General features: G+C 32.4%; 20 protein-coding genes and 1 tRNA gene. 15 read left to right on the forward strand and 6 right to left on the reverse strand.

Annotated features, from left to right (window positions below; genetic code table 11):
• Positions 1-34: 34 nt before the first annotated feature.
• Positions 35-1,042 (forward strand): rhomboid family intramembrane serine protease, encoded by a 1,008-nt coding sequence (locus tag N4T77_RS17260; RefSeq protein WP_261673096.1) that lies wholly within the window; start codon positions 35-37, stop codon positions 1,040-1,042.
• A gap of 147 nt (positions 1,043-1,189) precedes the next feature.
• Here N4T77_RS17260 and N4T77_RS17265 read toward each other — a convergent pair whose 3' ends face one another.
• Positions 1,190-2,920 carry an ATP-dependent metallopeptidase FtsH/Yme1/Tma family protein gene (locus tag N4T77_RS17265; RefSeq protein ID WP_261673136.1) on the reverse strand — a complete coding sequence of 577 codons (1,731 nt, stop codon included), beginning with the start codon at positions 2,918-2,920 and terminating at the stop codon, positions 1,190-1,192.
• 528 nt (positions 2,921-3,448) lie between these two features.
• Between N4T77_RS17265 and N4T77_RS17270 the strand changes: the two genes are divergently transcribed.
• From N4T77_RS17270 to N4T77_RS17300, 7 genes are all read left to right on the forward strand, one after another.
• Positions 3,449-4,399, forward strand: a complete 951-nt coding sequence (locus N4T77_RS17270) for a YkvA family protein (RefSeq protein ID WP_261673097.1) — start codon at positions 3,449-3,451, stop codon at positions 4,397-4,399.
• 27 nt (positions 4,400-4,426) lie between these two features.
• Positions 4,427-5,347: a ribonuclease H family protein gene (locus N4T77_RS17275; RefSeq protein WP_261673098.1), complete on the forward strand. Its 921-nt coding sequence runs from the start codon at positions 4,427-4,429 to the stop codon at positions 5,345-5,347.
• Between the two features lie 174 nt (positions 5,348-5,521).
• Positions 5,522-5,686 carry a YtxH domain-containing protein gene (locus N4T77_RS17280; RefSeq protein WP_261673099.1) on the forward strand — a complete coding sequence of 55 codons (165 nt, stop codon included), beginning with the start codon at positions 5,522-5,524 and terminating at the stop codon, positions 5,684-5,686.
• Positions 5,687-5,953: 267 nt separating this feature from the next.
• Positions 5,954-7,258: a helix-turn-helix domain-containing protein gene (locus N4T77_RS17285; protein ID WP_261673100.1), complete on the forward strand. Its 1,305-nt coding sequence runs from the start codon at positions 5,954-5,956 to the stop codon at positions 7,256-7,258.
• Between the two features lie 21 nt (positions 7,259-7,279).
• Positions 7,280-8,533: a helix-turn-helix domain-containing protein gene (locus N4T77_RS17290; RefSeq protein ID WP_261673101.1), complete on the forward strand. Its 1,254-nt coding sequence runs from the start codon at positions 7,280-7,282 to the stop codon at positions 8,531-8,533.
• A gap of 130 nt (positions 8,534-8,663) precedes the next feature.
• The gene (gene galE / locus N4T77_RS17295; protein WP_261673102.1) at positions 8,664-9,656 is read left to right on the forward strand and encodes a UDP-glucose 4-epimerase GalE; all 993 of its coding nucleotides are present in this window, start codon (positions 8,664-8,666) and stop codon (positions 9,654-9,656) included.
• Positions 9,657-9,783: 127 nt separating this feature from the next.
• A complete protein-coding gene (locus N4T77_RS17300; RefSeq protein WP_261673103.1) occupies positions 9,784-10,554 on the forward strand; it encodes a polysaccharide deacetylase family protein in 771 nt (256 codons plus the stop codon).
• A gap of 61 nt (positions 10,555-10,615) precedes the next feature.
• Here N4T77_RS17300 and N4T77_RS17305 read toward each other — a convergent pair whose 3' ends face one another.
• Together N4T77_RS17305 and N4T77_RS17310 are read right to left on the reverse strand one after the other, a co-directional pair.
• Complete coding sequence (locus tag N4T77_RS17305; protein WP_261673104.1) at positions 10,616-11,350, reverse strand: type 1 glutamine amidotransferase; 735 nt, start codon at positions 11,348-11,350, stop codon at positions 10,616-10,618.
• A gap of 15 nt (positions 11,351-11,365) precedes the next feature.
• Positions 11,366-12,724, reverse strand: a complete 1,359-nt coding sequence (locus tag N4T77_RS17310) for a Mur ligase family protein (RefSeq protein WP_261673137.1) — start codon at positions 12,722-12,724, stop codon at positions 11,366-11,368.
• 328 nt (positions 12,725-13,052) lie between these two features.
• On the opposite strand from N4T77_RS17310, the gene N4T77_RS17315 reads away from it, so the two are divergent.
• Both N4T77_RS17315 and N4T77_RS17320 read left to right on the forward strand, forming a co-directional pair.
• Positions 13,053-13,796 (forward strand): glycerophosphodiester phosphodiesterase, encoded by a 744-nt coding sequence (locus tag N4T77_RS17315; RefSeq protein WP_261673105.1) that lies wholly within the window; start codon positions 13,053-13,055, stop codon positions 13,794-13,796.
• A gap of 18 nt (positions 13,797-13,814) precedes the next feature.
• A complete protein-coding gene (locus N4T77_RS17320) occupies positions 13,815-14,711 on the forward strand; it encodes a DMT family transporter (protein ID WP_261673106.1) in 897 nt (298 codons plus the stop codon).
• Positions 14,712-14,879: 168 nt separating this feature from the next.
• On the opposite strand, the gene N4T77_RS17325 is transcribed toward N4T77_RS17320, so the two are convergent.
• Complete coding sequence (locus tag N4T77_RS17325; RefSeq protein ID WP_261673107.1) at positions 14,880-15,731, reverse strand: YitT family protein; 852 nt, start codon at positions 15,729-15,731, stop codon at positions 14,880-14,882.
• 435 nt (positions 15,732-16,166) lie between these two features.
• Here N4T77_RS17325 and pckA point away from each other — a divergent pair, with 435 nt between their 5' ends.
• The 5 genes from pckA (at position 16,167) to N4T77_RS17350 (ending at position 22,400) form a co-directional block, all read left to right on the forward strand.
• Positions 16,167-17,753 carry a phosphoenolpyruvate carboxykinase (ATP) gene (pckA, locus tag N4T77_RS17330; protein ID WP_261673108.1) on the forward strand — a complete coding sequence of 529 codons (1,587 nt, stop codon included), beginning with the start codon at positions 16,167-16,169 and terminating at the stop codon, positions 17,751-17,753.
• 186 nt (positions 17,754-17,939) lie between these two features.
• Positions 17,940-18,791 (forward strand): aromatic acid exporter family protein, encoded by an 852-nt coding sequence (locus N4T77_RS17335; protein WP_261673109.1) that lies wholly within the window; start codon positions 17,940-17,942, stop codon positions 18,789-18,791.
• A gap of 64 nt (positions 18,792-18,855) precedes the next feature.
• Positions 18,856-19,917, forward strand: coding sequence for an AI-2E family transporter (locus N4T77_RS17340; RefSeq protein ID WP_261673110.1), 1,062 nt, complete (start codon positions 18,856-18,858; stop codon positions 19,915-19,917).
• Between the two features lie 86 nt (positions 19,918-20,003).
• Positions 20,004-21,323: a hemolysin family protein gene (locus N4T77_RS17345; protein WP_261673111.1), complete on the forward strand. Its 1,320-nt coding sequence runs from the start codon at positions 20,004-20,006 to the stop codon at positions 21,321-21,323.
• Between the two features lie 243 nt (positions 21,324-21,566).
• Positions 21,567-22,400: an undecaprenyl-diphosphate phosphatase gene (locus N4T77_RS17350; protein WP_261673112.1), complete on the forward strand. Its 834-nt coding sequence runs from the start codon at positions 21,567-21,569 to the stop codon at positions 22,398-22,400.
• A 777-nt stretch (positions 22,401-23,177) separates the two neighbouring features.
• Here N4T77_RS17350 and N4T77_RS17355 read toward each other — a convergent pair.
• Both N4T77_RS17355 and N4T77_RS17360 read right to left on the reverse strand, forming a co-directional pair.
• A tRNA-Leu gene (locus N4T77_RS17355) sits at positions 23,178-23,266 on the reverse strand.
• 254 nt (positions 23,267-23,520) lie between these two features.
• The gene (locus tag N4T77_RS17360) at positions 23,521-24,186 is read right to left on the reverse strand and encodes a 3-oxoacid CoA-transferase subunit B (protein ID WP_261673113.1); all 666 of its coding nucleotides are present in this window, start codon (positions 24,184-24,186) and stop codon (positions 23,521-23,523) included.
• Positions 24,187-24,196 lie beyond the last annotated feature (10 nt).

Raw genomic sequence — 24,196 nt, forward strand, 5'->3', positions numbered from 1 at the left:
CATTTTTATTTTATAAACTAAGGAGAAATTTTTTATGGATGTTTATATAAGAAAACTGATTCAAGAACTATTTAATAGATATGGATATAGAATTATAGAATTTGGGGAAATAGCAGGACTCTGCAGTTCATGGGGAGTAATGAAAAGCACAGGGGACGGTACACAATTATTCTTCTTTTCTGACTTAGAGAGCAATGGCTCGTTAGATATTAACAAGGTAGTTCAGTACGCAGTTTACAATTTTCAATTGAAAAACATAAAGCCTGTTCAGATTTTAGTAGATGAAAAGCTTCATTTAGAAGTTGGAATAGATGGAGAAAGGCATTTAAGTCATAAAATTAATCCACAATGTGAATTGATTTTAATTAACAATGTGGATAATAAAATATTATATTACAGTAAGGAATTGGAGAATGAGGTTCATGAGGTAGCAAAGTCTATGGGGATTATGGAGAGTGAAAGAAATGAAACCTCAAAAACAGAGAAATCCATTATAACATATCTTTTAATAGGTGTAAATTTATTGGTTTACGTTATGACAGCTTATTTGTCAGGAAGCATAATGGATAGTGACATAAATGTGTTGATATTTTTAGGTGCAAAAGTTAATGAATTAATAAGCAGTGGTGAGTATTATAGACTACTTACCTGTATGTTTTTACATGGTGGCATTGCTCATATTGGTTTTAATATGTACGCTCTTAGTTCACTAGGACCTCTAGTTGAAAGTGTATATGGAAAAGTTAAGTATATATTTATATACTTTTTAGCTGGTATAGTGTCATCAATCTTTAGTTATATGTTTTCTACAGACATTTCCGTTGGAGCTTCAGGGGCAATATTTGGCTTACTGGGAGCAGCCTTAGTTTTTGGCATAAAGATGAAGAATGCAGTAGGAAAAAATTTTATGTTTAACATAGCTTCTGTTATTGTAGTTAACTTAATTTTAGGCTTCTCTATGCCTAATATAGATAACTTTGGGCATTTAGGTGGGTTAATAGGTGGCATTGCTGTATCCTACTTTTTTATAAAGGCGGTCTAATAAATGGGGACAGTTCACAACTATTCTCATATCTTAGATAATTGAATAGTGTACCTAGAGTAACTGCATAAGAAGAAAAGGGACAGTTAACAATTTTTCTACACTTGAAAAATTGTTAACTGTCCCCAGACCTCAAGACTTCAAATCTTAGTTTAAAACTAAGTCCTCTGCATATAACGTTTCCTTATCTAAAAGCATGTTTGTTATATTATCTAAGTTATTCTTTTCCTTCAGTAACAACTCTTTAACTTCCTCATATAGAGAATCAACTAACTCTTTAGATTCTTTAATAACATCATCTTGATTTAGGTTGAGTTCCATAAGTTCTTCCATATTTAACAAACCTAAAGTTTCCCCCATACCATACTGAGTTATCATATTAAATACCATGCTTGTAATATGCTTTAAATCATTGTGAGCACCGGTAGTTATGCTTTCAGCACCAAATACAATTTCTTCAGCAGCTCTTCCACCAAGTAATACCATTATTCTTCTTCTTAGATAATCCTTAGTTTTGTACAAGCTATCTTCAGGAATACTTAAAGTATATCCGCCAGCACCCTTAGTTGTTGGAATTATTGTTACCTTTGATACCTTTTCCTCTGGAAGGGCCTTTAAGGAAACAAGGGCATGTCCAGCTTCGTGATAAGCAGTTATCTTCTTATCAATATCCTTTATGTGAACTCTCTCTTTCTTTTCATATCCAGCCAATACAATAGAGTAAGCTTTATCAATATGGACATCTTCAATAGTTGGACTATTGTCTTTACATGCCAATATAGCAGCTTCATTTATTAAGCTTTCCAGCTTAGCTCCTGAAAAGTAAGAAGTTTTGTGAGCCCATTCATTAATATTAATATCACCTACAGGCTTGTTTTTTAGGTGAAGATCAATAATTTTTTCTCTTGCACTTACATCTGGAAGCATTATTTCTACATGTCTATCAAATCTTCCTGGTCTTAAAAGGGCAGGATCTAGTATGTCTAATCTATTAGTAGCTGCCATTATAATTATACCTTCTTTTTCATTAAATCCAGACATCTCTGTAAGAAGTGCATTAAGTGTTTGGTCTCTTTCATCGGAACCACCAGTACCTCTCGCCCCATCTCTCTTCTTACCTATAGCATCAATCTCATCTATGAAAATAACAGCTTTACCAGTAGGATTGTTTTTAGCTTTTTTAAACAGCTGTCTTATACGGCTAGCACCAACCCCTACATAAACCTGTATAAAATCTGAACCAGATACAGCATAGAACGGAACGCCAGCTTCACCAGCTACAGCCTTTGCAAGAAGAGTTTTTCCTGTTCCAGGTTCACCGTAGAGAATAATTCCCTTAGGCATTCTTGCACCATATTGTGCATATTTTTCCGGGTTCTTTAGAAAATCTACAATATCCTTAACACTTTCCTTTGCCTCTTCATTTCCAGCAACATCTTTAAAGCTAAAGCCAGACTTTTCTACTGCAGTTGCATCTAGTGCATCTACGGAAAGCATTCTTTTAGAAGTAAGGGTAGATGATTTTATAACCATAGCCAATAAAGAAATTATTGAAGCTATTAAAACAGTTATAGCAATAATCTGTTTAGCATCAGTAGGTGTTTCTTCAGAAACAGTAATTCCCTTTGTCAACAATGTTTCCTTAAAATCGCTTGTTCTAGGGTTGTCTGTATCGTACATTTTACCATTAGTTAACTTAACTTTAATCTTTGGAGAAGGAGTTACGTACACCGTTGAAACGTTTTTACTAGACACATCCTTTAAAAATAACACATAGGATTTATATTCACTGGAACCAAAGCCAAGATTAAAGACTACTAAAGAAGCAATAGACAATATAGTAGTAATTATCGGTATAAGTATAAACTTATTCTTCATTCTATTTTTCAAGTTTGTTACCCCCCTAATAATTTTATTGTTTTTTATATTAAAGTAATTGTTTTAGAACTCTCTATGATGAATAATTGTGAACTGTCCCCAATATGGTATGGCTTATAAGAAATCACGATAAATTACGAGTTGTTACTGAAGGTCTTATCTAAATTACAATAATGATATTATAATATTTTTTATTTAAAGTCTAATGAAAATCATAAAATTTGCTAAAGTAATTTATGGTGCTTATGGGTAAAGTAATATAGAATGTCCTTATTGCATGTATATAATTGGATTTTGCCAATAGCAGCTACCCCCTAAAATTTATAAATTGGCCTCTACACCTGTAGTAAAACAGCCAAAGAGTATTAGCTAGCCTTAATTAGCTGAGTAGTTGCAGACTGTCCCCAGTTAAGCTGTTAAATAATTGTGAACCGTCCCCTAAATACTTATTGCACATAAACTAATTTGTTGTATACTTTATTTATAAAGTGAAGAATTTTCCAGGGAACAAAAGGAGGACAAGATAACATGAAGGTTTCATCAACTAATTTGGTTCTAACTGAAGAAGATATATTAAGTATAATAGAAGACTATATAGACGTAGAAGGACTTGTAATAAATAGCATACAAATAAGGGAACTCATAACGGTAAAGGGAAGTTATAAGAGGAAAGTAACAATTCCTTTTACAGCTCAGATAGGCTTGGGAAACATACATGGAAATATAGTAAATTTAAAATTATTTTCCGTTAAAGTATCTAAAATAGGTATATTTAAAGGCATTAAAAATATTGCTCTAAAAAAGATACTTAGTCAATTTCAGGAATATGGAGTTAAAGTGGACAAGGATACTATTACTTTAGAGTTAGATACTGTATCTAAACTCGTACCGTACTTCTACTTTAAGCTGAAGGGTATAAGACTAGCCCAAGGCGTTATAGAAATAGAAGCGCAGGATGTAATCTATTGTGAGAGAAAACCAATAGTCAATATGAAGAAAAATTGTGAACCGTCCCCAAGGAGACCCCTTAAGGATGAGTACAGCAAGGTTAGGGGAGAAATATTACGTAAGATTCCAGATAAGTATGACAGAGTTGTCCAATATGCAATGCTTATACCGGATATAACTGCACTGTTTTGGAGATTATTTAAAGATAGCAGAGTAAGTGTAAAGGTTAAAATAAAGGCAGCAGCAGTAATAGCTTACCTGGCAAGTCCCATAGATATTCTTCCAGATTTCATACCTTTAGTAGGAGGAATTGATGATGTAGCTATAGCTTTTTTTGGGCTGAATGCTATAATTAATGAAGTGCCAAAAGAGCTTATTTTACAAAATTGGCAAGGAGAAGAAAATATCATATTATTGACGCAATCTGCAGTTAGGCATATCTCTAAGATTGTTGGAAGTCAAAATGTTAACACCCTATTGTCCTTTATAAAAGAGATATTTGAAAGAGAGGATAAAAGGGTTAATATATAAAATATATTGAAGATAGGAGCAAGTGTTATGGCAAAGAAAGTTTATGCAATAAAGGAAGGCTTTAATTTTGAAAAAAATGAAAAAGTAGAGAATAAGATAGTTAACACTTGGGCAGAGTGTTTGAAATATGTAAAGGGCGTTAAAGGAGCTAAGTACAAAAGTTTTGAAGATATTAATGAAGCTAGGGCGTATCTAGAAGATGGAAACAAGTTATTAAAGAAATCAGAAGATAACTATCCAAAGGATTGTCTTCATGTTTATGTTGATGGAAGCTATAACATTAGCACAGAAAAATACTCCTATGGAGTTGTAGCAGTTAGAAATAATGTTATTGAATATATTGAAAGCAGTTCAGCTAAGGACACCTCTCAAAAAAATATTAGACAGATAGCAGGAGAATTAGAAGGTGCAGTTAAAGCGGTGCAATATGCGCTAAGTAAAGGTGATAAAAAAGTGGTTATATTCCATGATTATGAAGGAATCAGCCACCATGCTACAGGCTTTTGGGAGAGAAGAGAGGAGTCTTCAATACAATATTATAATAAGATGAATGAATTAATTAAATCTGGAATTGAAGTGATATTTGTAAAGGTAGATAGTCATACTGGAGATCTTTTTAATGAACTTGTAGATGAAAAGTGCAAAGAAAAACTATCCGTGACCTCAGATAAAGTTGTAGAAAAATGGCTCCTAACCAATACTTTAAAAGTATCAAATGAAAATGTAAAAGAGGAAATTTTAAAAATAGCTCCTAAGGGAGAGAAAAATATAATAGTGTGTGATGAAAGTACATTACCAAAGGATAAAGCAACTACTACTTCAGAAATAAATCATCAATTTAGCAATCTCATTAGTGAGTATAGGAAAAGCCCAGAAAGAGGAAGAGATCTAATACAAAACTTAAGTGAAGAAGAGAAGACAAGGTTTATTATTTTTTTATTAGATTAAATAAAAACTATAATCTAAAGTCGTCGTAGTTTAATTTGTTGTTATAATTAACACTATCGAAGAAAAATACAACATTTTGTATAAAAAGGAAGCTGTTATATTTTTCTTTGTTTAATAAATGTAAAATTGCATATTCTATATATGAAGTATAAAAGCAAAAGGAGTGATTAGAATATGCGTGGAAAGTTTATAGCAGGAGCTATAGTTGGAGCAGCAGTTGGAATGATGATGATGCCAGACCTTGACAGATCAACAAAAAGAAAAATAAGAAGAACAGCAAAGTTTATGAAAAATGTAGCAGAGGATGCCTTTGATGGAATGAAAGGCAGAATGGGATAAAAATTTAACTATGATATATTATAAAATTGCGTACTTTAGCATCCTATCAGTGCCAAAGTACGCAGTTTTTCTATATAAAAATTATGTAGGTGTTGGCAGATTGTTGAAGAAAATGCCAATATAATGAAAAATATCACATTTTATTAAAAATTTTTATATTATGATTAAAAAAATATGTTATAATAAAATAAGCAACCTATAGTAATTTTTATCGAACGGTTAAGTTTTTATCCATCTAATATGTAGGTAGTAAAGGAAGAGTGAGTTATGGAAATACTGTCTTTAGGAGAAAAGATAAAAAGAAGAAGAAAAGAACTTAATATGACTCTAAAAGATTTAGCAGGAGATAGGATAACTCCGGGACAAATTAGCCTTGTTGAATCTGGAAAATCAAATCCAAGTATGGACTTATTAGAGTATTTAGCAGAATCATTAAATACTTCAATTGAGTATCTTATGGAATCAGAGGAGACCCAGGCAGAAAAAATCTGCACTTACTTTGAAAATATCGCTGAATCTTATATAATCAATGAAGATTTGGGACAAGGAGAGAAGTATATAGAGAAGGCGTTATACTATGCGGAAAGATATAATCTTGAATATAGAAAGGCTAAAAATTTATATCTTAGAGGGATTATATATATGTCAAAGGACGAGTATGCGCTGGCGCAGCAGTTTTTCCTCTCTGCCAATGTTATATTCATAAAGAATAACAACTATGAGGATACTATTAAGACCTTTATGAACTTAGGCAAAATCACTACGGAATTAAAGTCCTATCATTCATCTTCCGGCTATTTTCAGCAAGCGGAGAATGTTTATAATGAAAATGACATAGGAAATGATTTTTTACTAGGACAGATATATTATCATATAGCTTCTATATATTTTAAACTAGAAAACGTAGATAAAGCTATAAACTATTCTTATCTTGCAAAAGAAAAATTTAGACAGATGGATAACAAAAAAGAATATGCAAAGACTCTTCTGCTTCTGTCTGAAGAATACAATAAAAAAGGCGATGTAGACAACGCTATTAAATACTCAAAGAAAACCTTAAATGTTTACAGAGAGATAGAAGATGTGATAAATATTGCCAAAATAGAGAATAGCTTAGGTAAGTTATTCTGTGAATTTGACAATATTGAGGAGTCCTTTGTACACTTGAACAAAGCAAAAGAACTTAGGATGAAAATCAAGGATACTAGCATAGTTGAAACACTTGTAAGTATCTGTGAAAATTATATAAAACTTAAGGATGTTACAAACGCAAAAATAGTTCTTAGTGAAATAATGGACAACATTACTGATGGTACTGACAAAGCATTAATAGATTATTATCTGCTTAAACACAGAGTGGACATGCTTCAGTCTGATCTTAGAGAAGCTGAAAATACTCTAATTATAGCTTTAACCTTCGTTAAAAATATGGATTACATAAAAGAAACTGCAGAAATATCTATCATGCTTGGAAAGTTCTATATAGATAACGGTAGGGATAAAGAGGCAGCTCAATACCTAAATGAGGGCGTGGAAACGTTTAAGAAGCTAGGGTTACTTAAAGATTCTTAATGTGTGGATAGGGTGAGGATTATGGAGATACTTTCTACTGGGGAAAAAATTAAAAGGGCAAGGATATATAAGGGATTAACCTTAAAAGACTTATGTGAAGAAAAGATATCTGTTTCGAAGATGAGCTGTATAGAAAATGGAAAAATTAAGCCGGAGGAATGGATATTAGATTTTATTGCAGAGAAACTACAGGTGGATCCAGATTACTTGAAGCAAGACATAAGAACTCAGTTAGTTAGAAATGTTGATGAGCTAAAAAAGCAGCATTATTCAAAGGAATATGAGGAAATACTAGAGTATAACCTAAAGTATATAGAGGAATATTGTTATTATGATTTATCCTTCGAGGTTATACATTTACTTTTTAATTATTATCTTGACCAAAACAAAATCGAAAAGATACATCTTATGATCTCAAAGTATTATGATTACTTACAAAAGTGCTTTACAGAAGACAGATCAGCTATATATTATATGGATATAGCTAGATTCTTATTTAGTACTAAAGAATTTTCCCAAGCTGCCAGCTATTATAACAATGTTAGAAAAATCTCTAAATCTAGGGATAACTACGGTCTTCTTTCTAGGTCAACTTATAATGAAGCGGCTTGTTATTTAATGTTGGAAGATTACGATAAAGCTTATGAGATAGCAGTAAGGCTTATTGATTTAATGGATTACATAGAAACGGATATAAAGAAAGCAGAAGCTTACCATATGCTTGCTATGCTCTGTCTTAGAAGAAACAGGGATAAGTTTAGTGAATATGAACAAAAATCCTATGAATTATATAAAAGTGATCAGGTGCATAAAGCTCAGGCAATATACAATTATGCTGCCGTTATGTTTAGTGTAGGACTTAGGGACAAGGCTATAAATTACGTAAATAGAGCACTAAATTGTTATCCTAGAAATAATAAAGAGCTTCTTGTAGGCTTCATGCTTACTAATATTAATAAGCTTATTGAGAACGATGTATTAGAAAAAGCTCAAGGTATTTGCGATGAGGCATTAAATTATGCAATAGCCTTAGATAATATTATATTCGTTGAAAGAGCTTACTATTATAAAGCGTTGATACTGGAGCGGGAAGGCAATCTTAATTCGGCAGAAATGTATATGAATTTATCCTTAGATGCCCTTCTTAAGTTTGCAAGCAATAGTCAGATTTATAAAAGATATATGGAAATGGGAGATATGTATCATCGCATGGAAAATATTAACGAGTCTATAAAATATTTTAATTTTGCGATACAATTGGAAAAGAAGATGTAACTTATAAAATCACTATCAAATTAATATATTTTGATGGTGATTTTTTATTACCAGTAAAGGGTACATAGTTGTTGATAAAATTTTAATTTGATATAATTAACATAAACTAACAAAAAAGGGGGGCTTAAACATGGCAATTTTGGTTTGCGGCGGCGCTGGATATATAGGAAGCCACATGGCAGCCTATTTGAAGGAACAGGGAGAAGATATAGTTGTACTAGATAATCTGCAAAAGGGTCATGAGGCTGCAGTCCATAAAGTAGGAGGAAAGTTTTATTTTGGTGATTTAAGAGATAGAGCTTTTTTAGATAAGGTTTTTAGTGAAAATAAAATTCATGCAGTTATAGATTTTGCAGCAGATTCTTTAGTTGGAGAGAGTATGAATGAACCGTTAAAATACTTCGACAATAACGTTGGTGGAACAATAGGGCTATTAAACGCTATGAAAGATCACGGAGTAAAGTATATAGTATTCTCATCTACAGCAGCTACCTATGGGGAACCTGAGAATATTCCTATTATAGAAAGTGATAAAACTTTTCCTACAAACCCTTATGGAGAGTCAAAGCTTGCAGTGGAAAAAATTTTAAAATGGTGTGATAATGCCTATGGTATAAAGTATACTGCTTTGAGATATTTTAATGCAGCTGGAGCCCATGTAAGCGGAACTATAGGAGAGCATCACAAGCAGGAAACTCACTTAATTCCTATAGTACTACAGGTGGCATTGGGACAAAGGGATAAAATAATGATATATGGTAATGATTATAATACTGAAGATGGAAGTTGTATAAGAGACTATGTACACGTTACAGATTTAGCCTCAGCTCATTTACTGGCATTAAAAAGATTAGAAAAGGGCGGAGAAAGTGCTGTGTATAATCTTGGAAACGGAAAAGGTTTCTCTGTTAAAGAGGTTATAGAAGTTGCTAGAAAGGTTACAGGCAGGGAAATAAAGTCAGAGATTGCAGAGAGAAGGGCAGGAGATCCAGCAGTACTAATAGCCTCCTCTGATAAAGCTAAAAAGGAGCTTGGATGGAAAGCACAGTATAATTCTCTTGAAACTATAATTGATACTGCCTGGAATTGGCACAAAACTCACCCAAAGGGATATGAGGATTAATTTCCATTAATGTTAGGACAATTCCTCCATCAGTGCTTTTATTTACTATAATATATTTGAACAATAAGGGTTAACATATGTAATAGAAAAGCTTGATTAATTCAGCATGACGGAAGAGGGTGACTTTATGAAAAAGTATTTTTCTATTGCATGTGCAATTCTATTTTCTTTAATGATTTTTTCAACTGTTAACAAGAAAGTCTTAGCTTGCAATTCTAATGAAGTACAGGATAAAGCTATTCACCCAAAGGAGGTATTTCTAACTTTTGATGACGGTCCTAGTGAAAATAACACAAAGGAAATATTAAAGACTTTGAAGGATAACAATGTAAGAGCTACCTTCTTTATAGTGGGAATGAAAAGCGAGGAAAATCCTAAAATGTTGAAGGAATTAAGTGAAAGTGGAATGAGCATAGGTATACATACTTATTCTCATGACTATAAGATAATGTACAAAAGTTTAGAGGAGTACATTAAGGACTTTGAAAAGTGCAGGACTGTTATAAGAAATGTAACTGGGAGAGAGCCTATCTCCTATATAAGGTTACCTGGTGGTTCTGACAACTTGGTTACAAGTAAAAGTAACCTAGAAAGTATAAAAAAAACTCTAAATGATAACGGCTTAAAATATGTTGATTGGAATGTATGTGCTGGAGATGCAGAAAGTACTCAGGTTACTGTTGAAAAGGTGAAAAATAACATAATAAGTCAGTGCAAGGATAAAAACTTTGCGGTGGTTTTAATGCATGATACCTACTATAAAAAATTTACTGCAGAAGCTCTTCCAGAAGTTATAAAGTACCTTCAAAAGGAAGGTTTTGTTTTTAGGACCTTTGACGATTTAACACCATCAGAGGAAGATAAGATGGTGAAAATGGGAATATTAAATAGAAAATAAAAAAGAGAAAAACCTTTTAAGAGGTTTTCCCTTTTATTTACTAAGCGACAAGAGAAGGGTTCTAAGAATCCTTCTTTTTGCTTTCTCTTTTGATAATAAATTCCTTTGCTCTAAGTTCTAAGCTGTCATCTAAAGGTGATAGGTTTACTTCCTCATACTTGCTGGTTAAAGCAGTAGTTATAAGTCTGTCAGCTAGCTCTGGATTTTTAGAGAGAAGAGAGCCGTGAAAATAAGTACAGAAACAATTTTTAAATATACAACCTTCGTAGCCGTCTTCACCATTATTACCGTAACCGGCGATTACCTTACCAAGAGGCTTTAAATCTCCAATATAAGTTCTTCCAGAGTGGTTTTCAAAGCCTACATAAGTTTCGTTAAATTCTTCATTGTGAATTACAGTGTTTCCAATGAAACGTGTATCTCCACCTTCTGTATATATATCCAGTATTCCAAGGCCATCTAGCTTTTCACCGTCAGGAGTGGTGTAATACTTTCCTAATAATTGATATCCTCCACATATGCTTAGGAATACCTTTCCTTTTTCAATATACTCTGTTATTCCTTCTTTTTTGTTTTTGTCTAGGTCTTCAGATACTATAGATTGCTCATAGTCCTGACCGCCGCCGAAAAAGGTTATATCATACTGATCTGAGTCAAAGGGATCTCCTAAGGACACGTTGAATACGTTGACCTTTATTCCCCTTTGTTCAGCTCTATATTTTAAAATAAGAATATTGCCTAAGTCACCATATACATTTAACAAGTCAGGGTATAAATGACATATGTTAAGTTCCATTTTAACGGCACCCCTTTACCATAATTTTTTTATATATCCTTTACTATTAAGGAATTTTCTAAAGTTTATCATAGCAGTATAAGTAGCAAGTATATAAACTTTATCTGTTTCACAACCTTTAATTTCCTCAAGTAATTTTTCGTATTCCTCGCAAATTGTAAACTTTTCAGAAGGAAGACCAGCAACTTTAAGTCTTGTAGCCATATCATAAAGTCTTATTCCAGCTACCATTATTTTTTCAATACTAAGAGAGCTGAGCTTTTCAAAGTTAACATCCCAAATCCAGGATACATCTCTTCCATCGGCATAGTTATCGTTCAATAATACTGCCAAATCGAAGGTTCTTTTATCTAGGCTTATAGTATTTATAGCCTGGTCATATCCTGCAGGATTTTTAACTAGGATTATTTTTACATCCTTACCCTCTATGTTTATGTTCTCTTGTCTTCCAAAGCTGCTTTGCTGACTCTTTAGAGAGTTAGCTATAACTTCGTTCTCAACGCCACAAACCTTAGATACAGAATATGCGCATAGAGCATTATATATATTGTAAGTTCCAGGTTGGTTTATGTAATATTCCTTTCCATTTATGGCAACAAGAGAGCCTTCAGGAGTTTGCTCTTTAATTTCGTCTACAGTATAATCAAGTTCCGGTCTCTTATATCCGCAGTCTTCGCAGTAGAAATCCCCTAGATGATTATATGTAAGATAGTTGTATTGATAAGGGCTTTTACACTTTTTACAGAATTTCGCATCTGCATTTAAATCTAAAACTTTATTGTTATCTAGAGAAGTATTAAAGCCGTAGTAAATAGTTCTATTTGGCAGTCCTAAATCTCCTAAAAGGGATTCATCGCCATTTAAAACTAAATTTGATAGAGGAACCTTTTCTACACCCTGAAGAATCTTCTTAAGAGTAGTATAAACTTCACCATACCTGTCTAGCTGATCTCTAAAAAGATTTGTAATAGTTATTACCTCTGGAGTTACGTATTCAGTAAAAAACTGCACATTAGCTTCATCACATTCAATAACAGCATATTTTGTCTCAGAACATCTGCTAAAAGAGAAATTCTCTACAAAACAAGAAACTATTCCAGGAAGCATATTAGCACCTGTATTATTTGTTATAACGTATTTTCCGCTGTCCTTAAGCATATTATATATCATACTTGTGGTTGTAGTTTTTCCGTTGGTGCCTGTTACAAGAAGCACCTTGTAATCTTTGCATACCGTCTTTAAAATATCCCTATCTAATTTTAAAGCAACCTTTCCAGGAAAATTACTTCCACCTTTAAACAAGGCTCTAGACAATTTTATTACTAACTTTGAAATTAATATACTAAAAAAAGATTTGATATTAATTTTCCACACCACCTTTTTATAAATAACAGATAGATTGTACAAACTAATCACGATACTTAAATATTATAATACATTATAACTTTTTTTACATCAACAAAATAAATGGGGACGGTTCACAATTATTCAAGATAAATGGGGATAAATGGGGACAGTTCACAATTTTTCAACATGGGAGTAACGGGGGACAGTTCACAACTTTTTAACAATACATATATTAGGGGAGGGGTTATAATTACTAAAATAGTTGTAGACCGTCCCCTATTAAAGGTTGAATAATTGCAGACTGTCCCCAAGAAGTGTAGAATAGTTGTGAACCGTCCCCAAAGGAGATGATTAGATGAAAAAGGTTTTGAACATAGCCCACAGAGGCTTCAGTGGTATTTACCCTGAAAATACGATGCTTGCATTTAGGAAAGCAGTTGAGATACAATGTGATGGTGTGGAAACAGATGTACAGCTTACCAAAGACTGTATACCAGTTCTATGCCATGATGAGGCCTTAGACAGAACTACTACAGGAAAGGGTTTCATAAAAGACTATACTTATAAAGAACTTTCTAAACTAGATGCAGGTATAAAGAGGGATAGAAAATTTAAAGGCTGTAGAATACCGACTTTAGATGAGCTTTTAGACTTTGCTAAAGATAAAAACATACTAATAAATATAGAACTAAAAAATAGTATAATACAATATCCATCACTGGAAGAAATAGTTATAGACAGAATATACAAATATAAGATGGAGAATAATTGTATACTATCATCCTTCAATCACTATTCAATGGTTAGGTGTAAGAAAATAGACAATAGTATAAAAACAGGGCTTTTATATAGCGAAATATTATACAGGCCAGAGAAATATGCAGAATATGTAGGAGCTGATGCACTTCATCCAGACTTTTCAACTCTTTACCATGATAACATTGTTAAAGGAACGACAGAAAAAGGTATTCCTATAAATGTGTACACTGTTAACGAAGAAAAGGACATGATAAGTATGATAAACTTAGGGGTAAATGGTATAATTACTAACTATCCTGATAAATTAAAAAGGATACTTTCAACACTACATTTACCTTAAATATAAAGGACTAAGGACGTGATTACTCTGAAAAAAGGATATATTTATTCTATAGTGTCTGCTGTTCTTTTCGGAACAGCAGGGATATTTGTAAAGCTTGGCCATAACACAGGTCTTGACTCTGTAAGCTTGCTTACAGTTCAGTACATAATAGCAGTATCATTAATGTTTTTAACTGCGGTTTTAAAGGATAGAAAAAAGCTCCAGGTAACTAAAAAGCAACTATTAAATATGGCAGTACTGGGTGGAGTGGGGAATACCTTTATGACCATATTTTATTACATGGCCTTTGAATATTTACCAGTGGCTATGGTGACAATGCTTTTATTTACATATCCAATAATGGTTTTTATTTATTCTGTAGTATTTGAAAAGCAAAATATAAATGGAAAAAAGATTATGGCTATAGCAGCAGCCTTTCTAGGCTGTGTTTTGACGTTAAATATTTTATCTGGCGGATTTCAATATTCTATAAAGGGATTAATATTTGGGCTATTAAGCGCAGTTTTCTATGCCTTCATGAATTTGTATACAGAAAAGAAATTAGATAATGTAGATTCTCTGTCTATTAATGCTTATTCTACCTTATTTTCTTTACTGATATTAATTTTATATCAGCCACCTAAAATTTTATTTACTGGAGAAATAAAGCTTGAAGGCTTATTATACACAACTATACTTGCAATTATATGTGAAATAATACCTCTTACCTTATTGTATGAAGCGATATACCATATAGGAGCACTTAAGGTTTCCATAATAAGTAACCTAGAGATTCCAACTTCTATAATAGTGTCCTTTATATTCTTAAAGGAGGGGGTATCACTAACACAGATTCTAGGAGCTGTACTCATATTTTATGCGATACACTTAGTAAGACAGGAAGAAACTATGGTATCGAAAAAGGCATCTTAAGAATGAAGTATTATTGGAATTAATACATAATAAAAAAGCTCTTCACTTTTTATTAAAGTAAAGGGCTTTTTTATTTAAAAGTTATATTACTATTTTAGTATATCAAAACTACTGGTCAGTTATATACCACCTTGGAAAAGGCACTAAATATGTTTAATATATTCAAATCTACTGAACAGTTAAAGCTCTGTTTGTAAAATTACCTATGATAGTATTTACTGGAGATATGGTTACAAAGGAGTTTGGCTCAATTTCACCTACAATGGATCTTAATGTGTTAAGCTGATTTTTTTGAATAACTAAATATATAAACTTTTTACTGCCACTAGAATATCCACCAACGGCATCTAAAACAGTAACACCTCTTACAAGTCTAGTTTTAATTTCATTTATCATAACTTCTGAATTCTCACAGATTATTACGCACTGTCTTGAAGAAGCAAGTCCCTCTTGAATGGCATCCATAGTTTTTGTTCTTACGAAACTCATTATAAGAGCATACATAACGGAGCTTGGACCCATTACAATTCCTACTAAAATATAAACTATAATGTCTTCGATTAATAACAATTGTGAAAGCTGTAAGGACTTAAACTTGTTATTTATTATCTTAGCAGATATATCTAGACCACCAGTGGAGCCTTTAGCAATAAATATTAAAGAGGCTGCCACACCAAAAAGTACTCCACAGAATATAGATGAAAGTAATCTGTCTTCAAGAGCAGGTAGTTTAAATAATAAATTCATGTTATCTAACAGTATGGAACTCACAAATACCACGAAAACACTTCTTATTGTAAACTTTCTTCCTAAAAGCCTGTAACCAAAAATAAATAAAGGAACATTAATTAAAATAGTAGTCAGTCCAACTTTAGCACCAAATAAGTGATTTAGAGAAAGTGCTATACCAGTAACTCCGCCACTACCTATTCCACTAGGAATCATAAATGCATATGTAGTAAAAGCTGAAATAACGCTTCCAAGTATAATTAAAAAGTACTCTGTAATTCTATTTTTCACCTTGATAACCCTCCCGTAACAAATATTAATTTTGAAATTTAAAATTCATGCCTAAAAGATATTAGCATAAAATATGTTAATAAACAACAGGAGGAATATTAATAATTTGTTACCTTTTATCATTAAGGAATAATGTATACCTTTTCACCGGTTAATGAGACTTTAATGTATTAAATTTTTAAGTATTATCACAGATATTAAATATAAAAAATTAATTAACATACTAGCTTTGCAAGTCACAATGAGAAAAAATTGCAAAAATAATGTATCACATAACAAAAAGTATAGCATTATTAAGGTAAATACGTGGCAATGTGATATATCATTGAAAGTTGGAAAAGGAAATGACGGCAAATTAGGTTGAAAATAAAATTTTTCTTGCATTTTTCCCTCAATGTTGTAATATATAAGTATAGACTACTAGGGGGGTAAATAATGAATATTAGCTTAGATTACTTAAATATTAATGATTATAAAAATTTGTATAGAAACTTATCCGTAGCTGAGTTAACAGAGTTTGCTGTTAAAAGAGGAGAAGGCGTATTATCGGATAAGGGAGCTTTAGTGGTATATACAGGAAAATACACAGGAAGATCTCCTAAAGATAGATTTATAGTAAAGCAAAAAAGCACTGAAGATAAAATAAATTGGGGAACAGTAAACCTACCTACAGATGAAAAGGTATTCAATAATTTGTATAATCAGGTTACTGAGTACCTAAAGGAAAAGGACCTATTTGTATTTGATGGCTTTGTAGGCGCTGCTAAGGAATATACTTTGCCTATAAGAGTAGTGTGCGAAAGAGCTTCACAGGCCTTATTTTCAAACCAGTTGTTTAGAAGACCAAGTGTTGTAGAGCTTATGGACTTTGCTCCAGGATTTAATATTATTGCTGCACCAGGCTTTAAGGCAAAGGGAGCAGAAGATGGAATAAACTCCGAAGCATTTATTATAGTGAATTTTGATAAAAAAATTGTATTAATTGGTGGAACCCAGTACTCAGGAGAAATAAAGAAATCTGTATTCTCAGTAATGAACTTCTTACTTCCAGAAAAAGGAGTTATGCCAATGCACTGCTCAGCTAATATAGGAGCTGACGGAAACACTGCAGTATTCTTTGGATTGTCAGGAACTGGAAAGACTACTCTATCTGCTGATCCTGAAAGAAACCTAATTGGTGATGATGAACACGGCTGGAGTGACAATGGTGTATTCAACTTTGAAGGCGGATGCTATGCAAAGGCTATAAAGCTTGATAAGGACAAGGAAAAAGAAATCTATAATGCTATAAAATTTGGTACAATACTAGAAAATGTTGAGCTTCATAGCAATAGAAAGCCAGATTATGATAGCAATAAATATACGGAAAATACAAGAGCGGCATACCCTCTTGAATATATAGAAAATATAGAGAAAAGTGGAACTGGTGGAAACCCGAACACAATAATATTCTTAACAGCAGATGCTTTTGGTGTAATGCCACCTATATCCAAGCTTTCTAAGGAAGCAGCTATGTACCATTTTATGTCAGGATATACAAGTAAAGTTGCAGGAACAGAGAGAGGTATAACAGAGCCTAAAGCTACTTTCTCAGCTTGCTTTGGAGAGCCTTTCATGCTTATGAACCCAACAGTATACGCTGAGCTTCTTGGAGAAAAAATAGATAAATACAATACAGAAGTTTATCTTGTTAACACAGGCTGGTTAAGTGGTGGATATGGTAAGGGAAGCAGAATAAAGCTTTCTTACACAAGAGCTATGGTTAAGGCAGCCTTAGAAGGTAAGCTAAAGGATATTAATTATGTTGAGCATCCAGTATTTAAAATATTGATGCCAGAAGAATGTCCAGGAGTACCATCTGAGTTATTAAATCCTAAAAATACTTGGGAAGATAAAGAAGCTTACGATGTTAAAGCTTACGAACTTGCAGATAAATTTAATGATAACTTTAAGAAATTTAATACGGTACCAGAAGAAATATTTAAAGCAGCACCAAGAACGAAAACTGTTAACTATCTGTAGACAGGATTTTAAAATAAATATGTAAGTTATTAAAAAACTTCGTTTTCGTAGAAACTAAAGAAAACGAGGTTTTTTCTTTAAAATGTAGTAGCTGCTAGTAGAATATGTTAAAATAAAACTTTAGATAATGAAAATAAGTCAGGTTTCTTTAAGGTAGGTGCTATGATGAAGTTAGGGAAGATTGGGATGAGGACGATAAAAACCGCAATTTCAGTGTCAATTTGTGTAGAGTTGTCCAAGTTCTTTAATAGTGATTATATTTTTTATGCAGCAGTAGCAGCAGTAATGGCCATGCAAAATTCAGTTTCAGATTCCTTTAAAGCTGGGAAAAACAGAATGCTTGGAACAATAGTAGGTGCGTTTATCGGGCTTATATTTGCTATTATAAGTCCAGGAAACACGGCTCTTTCAGGAATAGGAATTATTATAATAATATACATTTGCAACTTTTTTAACTGGAAGAAGTCCGTAACCATATCCTGTACAGTATTCCTTGTAATTATGCTGAGTCTACAGGATAGAGGACCAGTTGCCTACAGTTTAAATAGGACCTTTGATACCTTTTTAGGTATTATAGTAGCAGTTTTAGTTAACTATTTCATATCTCCGCCAGAATATATCGGCAAGGTCTATGAAGCCCGTATTGCTATAGTCGACAGGATATTTACCTTTGTACAAGATAAACTTTGCAACAATAAGGAAATTGACTTACAAAGTATGAATGATGAGATTTCAAAGCTTGAGGAGATTCTTAAAATATGCTTATCAGAGTTGAGAATAAAAAAACAGGAAGTACTAGGTATGGACAGGATAAAGAACAGTATTGAGGTTTGTAAAGATATATACATGCATTTAAAAATAACTGAATCTCTGGAAAAGGGTTATAGTTTAAATGAGGAAAATTATATAAAGGTAAAAGAGCTTTTTCAATGTGATATAGATGTTGAAAAGAGCGGTGATGATATTAATAATATAGTATTTAATTATCACATAAGTAAAATAATAGAAGGCTTAAATCAACTAAAAAATATAGCTTAATACAGATTAAATCTCCTCCAAATTGTTAATAATATGATTAATAACAATTTGGAGGAGATTTTATTTGAATATTAACAAACATACCATAATATTGCTTAATATTAGTTTGCTATTGGTGATAGTTATACTTTTAAATAAAGTGAGTTATGTACTGACACCTTTAAAAAGCGTCATAAATGTACTGCTTATACCTATGGTGATATCATTATTCCTATATTATGCATTAAGACCTGTAATAAAAAAGCTTGAAAGTAAGAATAAAAATAAGAGTATCCTAATAATTTTAACTATGCTAATATTTATATCTGCTTTATTCACAGTAATAGTTTTTGGTGGTGTAGCGGTAAAGAAGGAGTTCACAGGATCCTTTTCTTATAACATGGATTCTGTTCGTAATTATCTTACCACAGTAGATAACAAGTTAGGTGGAGTACTATCCCAGTTCCAGTTTACTCAGAATTTACTAGAAACTTCAAGGGAAGCAATAGTAAAGATAGGTGGAAGTGCAGTAGGAATATTCTCTCAAATAGGAAGTATAGGAACCCAAGTTATACTAGTGCCTTTTATTCTATTTTATTTTTTAAAAGAGGACAAAAAATTTGCAGAGTGGTCTATGCAAGTAGTTCCTGTAAATTATAGAAATCAGATAAGGGATATGTTTATTCAAATAGACAGTGTACTATCTATTTACATATCAGGGCAATTAATGGTGGCAGTGATAATTGGTGTTTTAATGTATATTGGATATCTAATTATTGGAATGCCTAATGCTCTATTAATGGCCTTTTTTTCTATGATAACTTCTATTATACCATTTATAGGACCTTTTTTAGGTATAATACCGGCATTGTTTATCGCTTTAACCATAAACTGGGCAATGATACTAAAGATTATAATAGTATCTCTGGTTGTACAGCAAGTAGAAGGGAATTTGATAACTCCTAATATTATTGGAAACAAGCTAAATGTACATCCCTTAGCAGTAATTTTAATAGTAATTATAAGCGTAACTTTATTTGGAATTCTAGGGGCCTTTGTGGGAATTCCACTATTTGTTGTATTAAGTATAGCGGTAAAAAAAATATATGTAATATATACAATGAAGAAATTAAATATTAATAAATAGTTAAAATATTGATTTATACATAAATAAGCATAGGATTTATGGTATTATTATAATGATATATTTTAAATATTTAGGAGGAATTATTAATGCAATCAGAACCTGAGCCGGGGAATATAACTTCCCAGCTGATTCTAATAGCTGTTTTAACATTAATTAATGCATTCTTTGCATCAGCAGAAATGGCTATAGTATCGTTAAACAAGAACAAGATAAAACTTCTAGCAGAAGAAGGAAATAAAAAAGCACAGCTCTTAATAAAGCTTATGGAAGAGCCAACTAAGTTTTTATCTACTATACAGGTAGGTATAACCCTTGCTGGATTTTTCTCAAGTGCTTCTGCCGCTACCGGGCTATCAGATGACTTTGCCCATTACTTAAATGGTTTTGGCATACCGTATAGTGGACAAATAGCCCTAATAACAGTAACTATAATACTATCTTATATAACATTGGTATTTGGAGAACTATTTCCAAAGAGAGTAGCACTGCAGAAGGCAGAGGCAATTGCAATGTTTTCTGTAAAACCTATAGCATATATCTCTAAAATAACTGTACCCTTTGTAAGACTACTTTCATCATCAACTAATATTTTGGTGAATTTATCAGGTCTAGATAAAGAAGGTCTGGATGAAAAGGTGTCAAAAGAGGAAATTAAGTCTATGGTGGAAGTTGGACAGGAACATGGAGTAATAAATGAAACTGAAAAAGAAATGATAAATAGTATATTTGAGTTCGACGATAAGTTGGCCTATGAGGTTATGACACCAAGAACTGATGTATATTTAATTGATATAGAAAAACCATTAAATGAATATTTAGATGAATTGATAGAAGAAAGATATTCAAGAGTACCTGTGTATGAAGGAGATAGTGATAACATTATAGGTATTCTTTATATGAAAGATTTCTTTGTTGAAGCTAGAAAACATGGTTTTGAAAATGTGGACATCAAAGGAATATTACATGTACCATATTTTGTTCCAGAAACAAAAAATATAGATGAGTTGTTTAAAGAACTTCAAGAGTCTAAAAATCACTTAGCAATATTGATAGACGAATACGGAGGCTTTTCAGGAATAGTATCTATAGAAGACCTTATAGAAGAGGTTATGGGAAATATTGAGGATGAATATGATGATGACGAACCAGAAATAAATAAAGTAGATGATGCTACTTTTTTAATAGATGGTATGCTTTCAATTAATGATTTTAATGAGTATTTCCATACTAATATTGAAAATGAGGGTTACGATACTATAAGCGGATTTATAATCGACCTTCTTGGACGTATACCTGAAAGTGCTGAAGAAGAAAATATAGAATATGAAAACTTTATATTTAATATTGAAGAGCTTAAGGAAAAAAGAATTGAAAAGATAAGAATATGCATACAAGCAGAGGTTTAGCCTCTGCCTATGTCATTGTATCAGCTATTTTAGGACACAGTACCAGATGTCTCTTATCAGTGTTAACTTTACCAAGGTTAATACTGATAAATATGAGGTATTTGGTACATTGTGTTTTAAGAAAAACTAAGCCGCTTATAAGGTGAGGGAATCTATATAACAATTACATATTGTATTGCTATTGTTAAAAATAGTATAATAAAAATTGTGCTATAAAATGAAATAAGAGAGTGAGTGTGAATAATGGAAATAATACTTATGCTTAAAGCAGCTATAATTGGTATAGTGGAAGGAATAACAGAGTTTCTACCAGTATCTTCTACAGGACATATGATTATAGTAGGTAACTTAATTAACTTTCAAGCTCCAGCATATCCAAAAGAGTATGTTGATATGTTTGAAATAGTAATCCAACTTGGAGCTATACTTGCAATCGTAGTTTTATACTGGAATAAAATATTTAACTCATTAAAAAATCTTGCACCAGGCAAGTGGGGCTTTAAGCTATGGCTTAATGTTATCGTAGCTTTTATACCATCAGCTGTAGTAGGACTTTTACTTGATGATCTTATAAAGGCAAAGCTATTTAATGCTGTTACAGTAGCCTTTGCTCTTGTAATTGGTGGATTTGTAATGATATTCATGGAGAATAAATTTAGAAGAGGAAACAAAACTAGAAGTATAGATGATGTAAACTTGGTACAAGCTTTTAAAATAGGATGTTTCCAGTGTCTTGCACTATGGCCGGGAATGTCAAGATCTGCATCTACTATAATGGGTGCTTGGATAAGTGGATTAAATAACTTTGCAGCAGCTGAGTTCTCCTTTTTCTTAGCTTTACCGACGATGGTAGCTGCTTCTGGATATTCATTGTTAAAAGTAAAAATTGCAATGGATACTACGCAAATCATCGCGCTAGTAGTAGGTTTTGTTGTATCCTTTCTAGTAGCATTAGTAGTTGTTGAAAAGTTTCTAAATTTCTTAAAGAGAAAACCAATGAGGATATTTGCTATTTATAGAATATTTATTGGTATAATAATACTTGTTTTAGCTTTTACAAAGGTGATAACAGTGTAGGATTTTGTACAATATTGTGTAGCAAATCCTTTAAGACACTAAATATCAGTGGGTTAAATAGAGGTGTAGTGTGTAGAAAGTTTCTAATCGCTTATTAGAAGCCTTCTACACGCTACACCTCTATCTATATACCTGTTTTTAGCACCATAAAAATTTCTGTTATATAAATACTGCCAATAAAAATGTGTCAATAGCATAATTAATAGAATAAAGTAGCGTTAATATAGTGCAGTATATTAAGTATTATAACTACTAAATGGCACCGTCATTTCAGCAAAATGGAGGAATTATATATGATTATTCAATGGATAGTTTTGTGTACTATTATATGCTTCATAGCAATTTCCTATTATAAACAGTATTCTCTTAGAATAAGACTTATCTTTTTAGGTGGGATTTTTATAATATCACTATTTTTAGTCACTCCCATATTTGGGTTTTCCATTCTGACCCTTTTAGGGTTGTTTTTCATTGAGAGAATATGGATTCTAGTGGCAGGGGTATTATTTATTGAGATAGTGATAGACAAAAAAAGTAGAGTATTAAGGATGATTTTAGGTATTGTATCCTTAATTATATACCTTTACCTCCACACTATGATTTAAAAGTGAAGCAAGAATGTAGTTGAACTAGCTCTTAAATACTGCCATATCACTGATAGGCAAGTTTAGCTTGAAGATAAGAGGCAGAGCATATACATGTATATAAAGTCCATATTAAGATATTTTTTAATTAAATAAAAATAAAAAAAGATGAGATATAAAATATCTCATCTTTTGGTGCTGAAGACCGGAATCGAACCGGTACGGGTTTTAAGGCCCGCAGGATTTTAAGTCCTGTGCGTCTGCCAGTTCCGCCACTTCAGCATATCTTCATCGACAAGATTTATTATATTAGAAAGATGTAATGAAGTCAATAGCAAAATAAGAAAAAGTTAGGGACAGTTCACAATTATTCCACATATAAAGGGGACAGTTCACAATTTTTCGCTAGCATAATTAAAAATAAACCCTATTTGTAATGTGGAATAATTGTAGACTGTCCCCTAAGCTGTTGAAAAGTTGTGAACTGTCCCCATGTAAGAGTCTGTTGTAAGCTGTTGAAAAGTTGTGAACTGTCCCTATAGAATGTCGCTTACCTTCAAGTCTTCTGGAACAACTAATTCAGCATCAGTTTTTTTAATAACTTCCTCTAGAGTAGTGCCTTGAGCTATTTCTCTTAGAACTAGTCCCTTATCGGTAACTTCCATAACTGCCAGTTCTGTAATAATCAAGTTTACTGCTTTAGCTGCAGAAAGAGGAAGGGCGCATTTCTTTAAGATTTTAGAAGAACCATCCTTTGCGGTATGGGTCATAGTAGCTACAACCTTCTTAGCACCTACAAGCAAGTCCATAGCACCGCCAACTCCTGGACCATATTTTCCGTTGCCATAAGGTATTGCCCAGTTTGCTATATTTCCTTCCTGGTCAACCTCTAGAGCACCTAGTATTGTCATGTCTACATGTCCGCCTCTTATAATTAGGAAAGAGGTAGCTAAATCAAATATAGAGCAGCCTGGTAATGTAGTTAATGGTGGGCCACCAGCACCACAGATGAATGGGTTATCTTCGCCTTTTTTAGCGTTAGCACCGAAGTTTAAAATTCCATTTTCTGATTGAAGGATAACCTTTACTCCTTCAGGAATATAGTTTCCTGCTAAAACTGGAACACCGAAGCCTAAGTTAACTACCATACCGTCTTTAAATTCTTGAGCAGCTCTTTTTGCTATTCTATTTTTCATATCCATTATGATACCC

It is taken from the genome of Clostridium sp. CX1, assembly GCF_025398335.1.
GTDB classification, from domain to species: Bacteria; Bacillota; Clostridia; order Clostridiales; family Clostridiaceae; genus Clostridium_AM; species Clostridium_AM tanneri.

Bases quoted from the DNA above. Each gene is read 5' to 3' on its own strand.
- N4T77_RS17260 (WP_261673096.1), top strand. From the start codon at position 35: ATGGATGTTTATATAAGAAAACTGATTCAAGAACTATTTAATAGATAT.
- N4T77_RS17265 (WP_261673136.1), bottom strand. From the start codon at position 2,920: ATGAAGAATAAGTTTATACTTATACCGATAATTACTACTATATTGTCT.
- N4T77_RS17270 (WP_261673097.1), top strand. From the start codon at position 3,449: ATGAAGGTTTCATCAACTAATTTGGTTCTAACTGAAGAAGATATATTA.
- N4T77_RS17275 (WP_261673098.1), top strand. From the start codon at position 4,427: ATGGCAAAGAAAGTTTATGCAATAAAGGAAGGCTTTAATTTTGAAAAA.
- N4T77_RS17280 (WP_261673099.1), top strand. From the start codon at position 5,522: ATGCGTGGAAAGTTTATAGCAGGAGCTATAGTTGGAGCAGCAGTTGGA.
- N4T77_RS17285 (WP_261673100.1), top strand. From the start codon at position 5,954: ATGGAAATACTGTCTTTAGGAGAAAAGATAAAAAGAAGAAGAAAAGAA.
- N4T77_RS17290 (WP_261673101.1), top strand. From the start codon at position 7,280: ATGGAGATACTTTCTACTGGGGAAAAAATTAAAAGGGCAAGGATATAT.
- galE (WP_261673102.1), top strand. From the start codon at position 8,664: ATGGCAATTTTGGTTTGCGGCGGCGCTGGATATATAGGAAGCCACATG.
- N4T77_RS17300 (WP_261673103.1), top strand. From the start codon at position 9,784: ATGAAAAAGTATTTTTCTATTGCATGTGCAATTCTATTTTCTTTAATG.
- N4T77_RS17305 (WP_261673104.1), bottom strand. From the start codon at position 11,350: ATGGAACTTAACATATGTCATTTATACCCTGACTTGTTAAATGTATAT.
- N4T77_RS17315 (WP_261673105.1), top strand. From the start codon at position 13,053: ATGAAAAAGGTTTTGAACATAGCCCACAGAGGCTTCAGTGGTATTTAC.
- pckA (WP_261673108.1), top strand. From the start codon at position 16,167: ATGAATATTAGCTTAGATTACTTAAATATTAATGATTATAAAAATTTG.
- N4T77_RS17335 (WP_261673109.1), top strand. From the start codon at position 17,940: ATGAGGACGATAAAAACCGCAATTTCAGTGTCAATTTGTGTAGAGTTG.
- N4T77_RS17345 (WP_261673111.1), top strand. From the start codon at position 20,004: ATGCAATCAGAACCTGAGCCGGGGAATATAACTTCCCAGCTGATTCTA.
- N4T77_RS17350 (WP_261673112.1), top strand. From the start codon at position 21,567: ATGGAAATAATACTTATGCTTAAAGCAGCTATAATTGGTATAGTGGAA.
- N4T77_RS17360 (WP_261673113.1), bottom strand. From the start codon at position 24,186: ATGGATATGAAAAATAGAATAGCAAAAAGAGCTGCTCAAGAATTTAAA.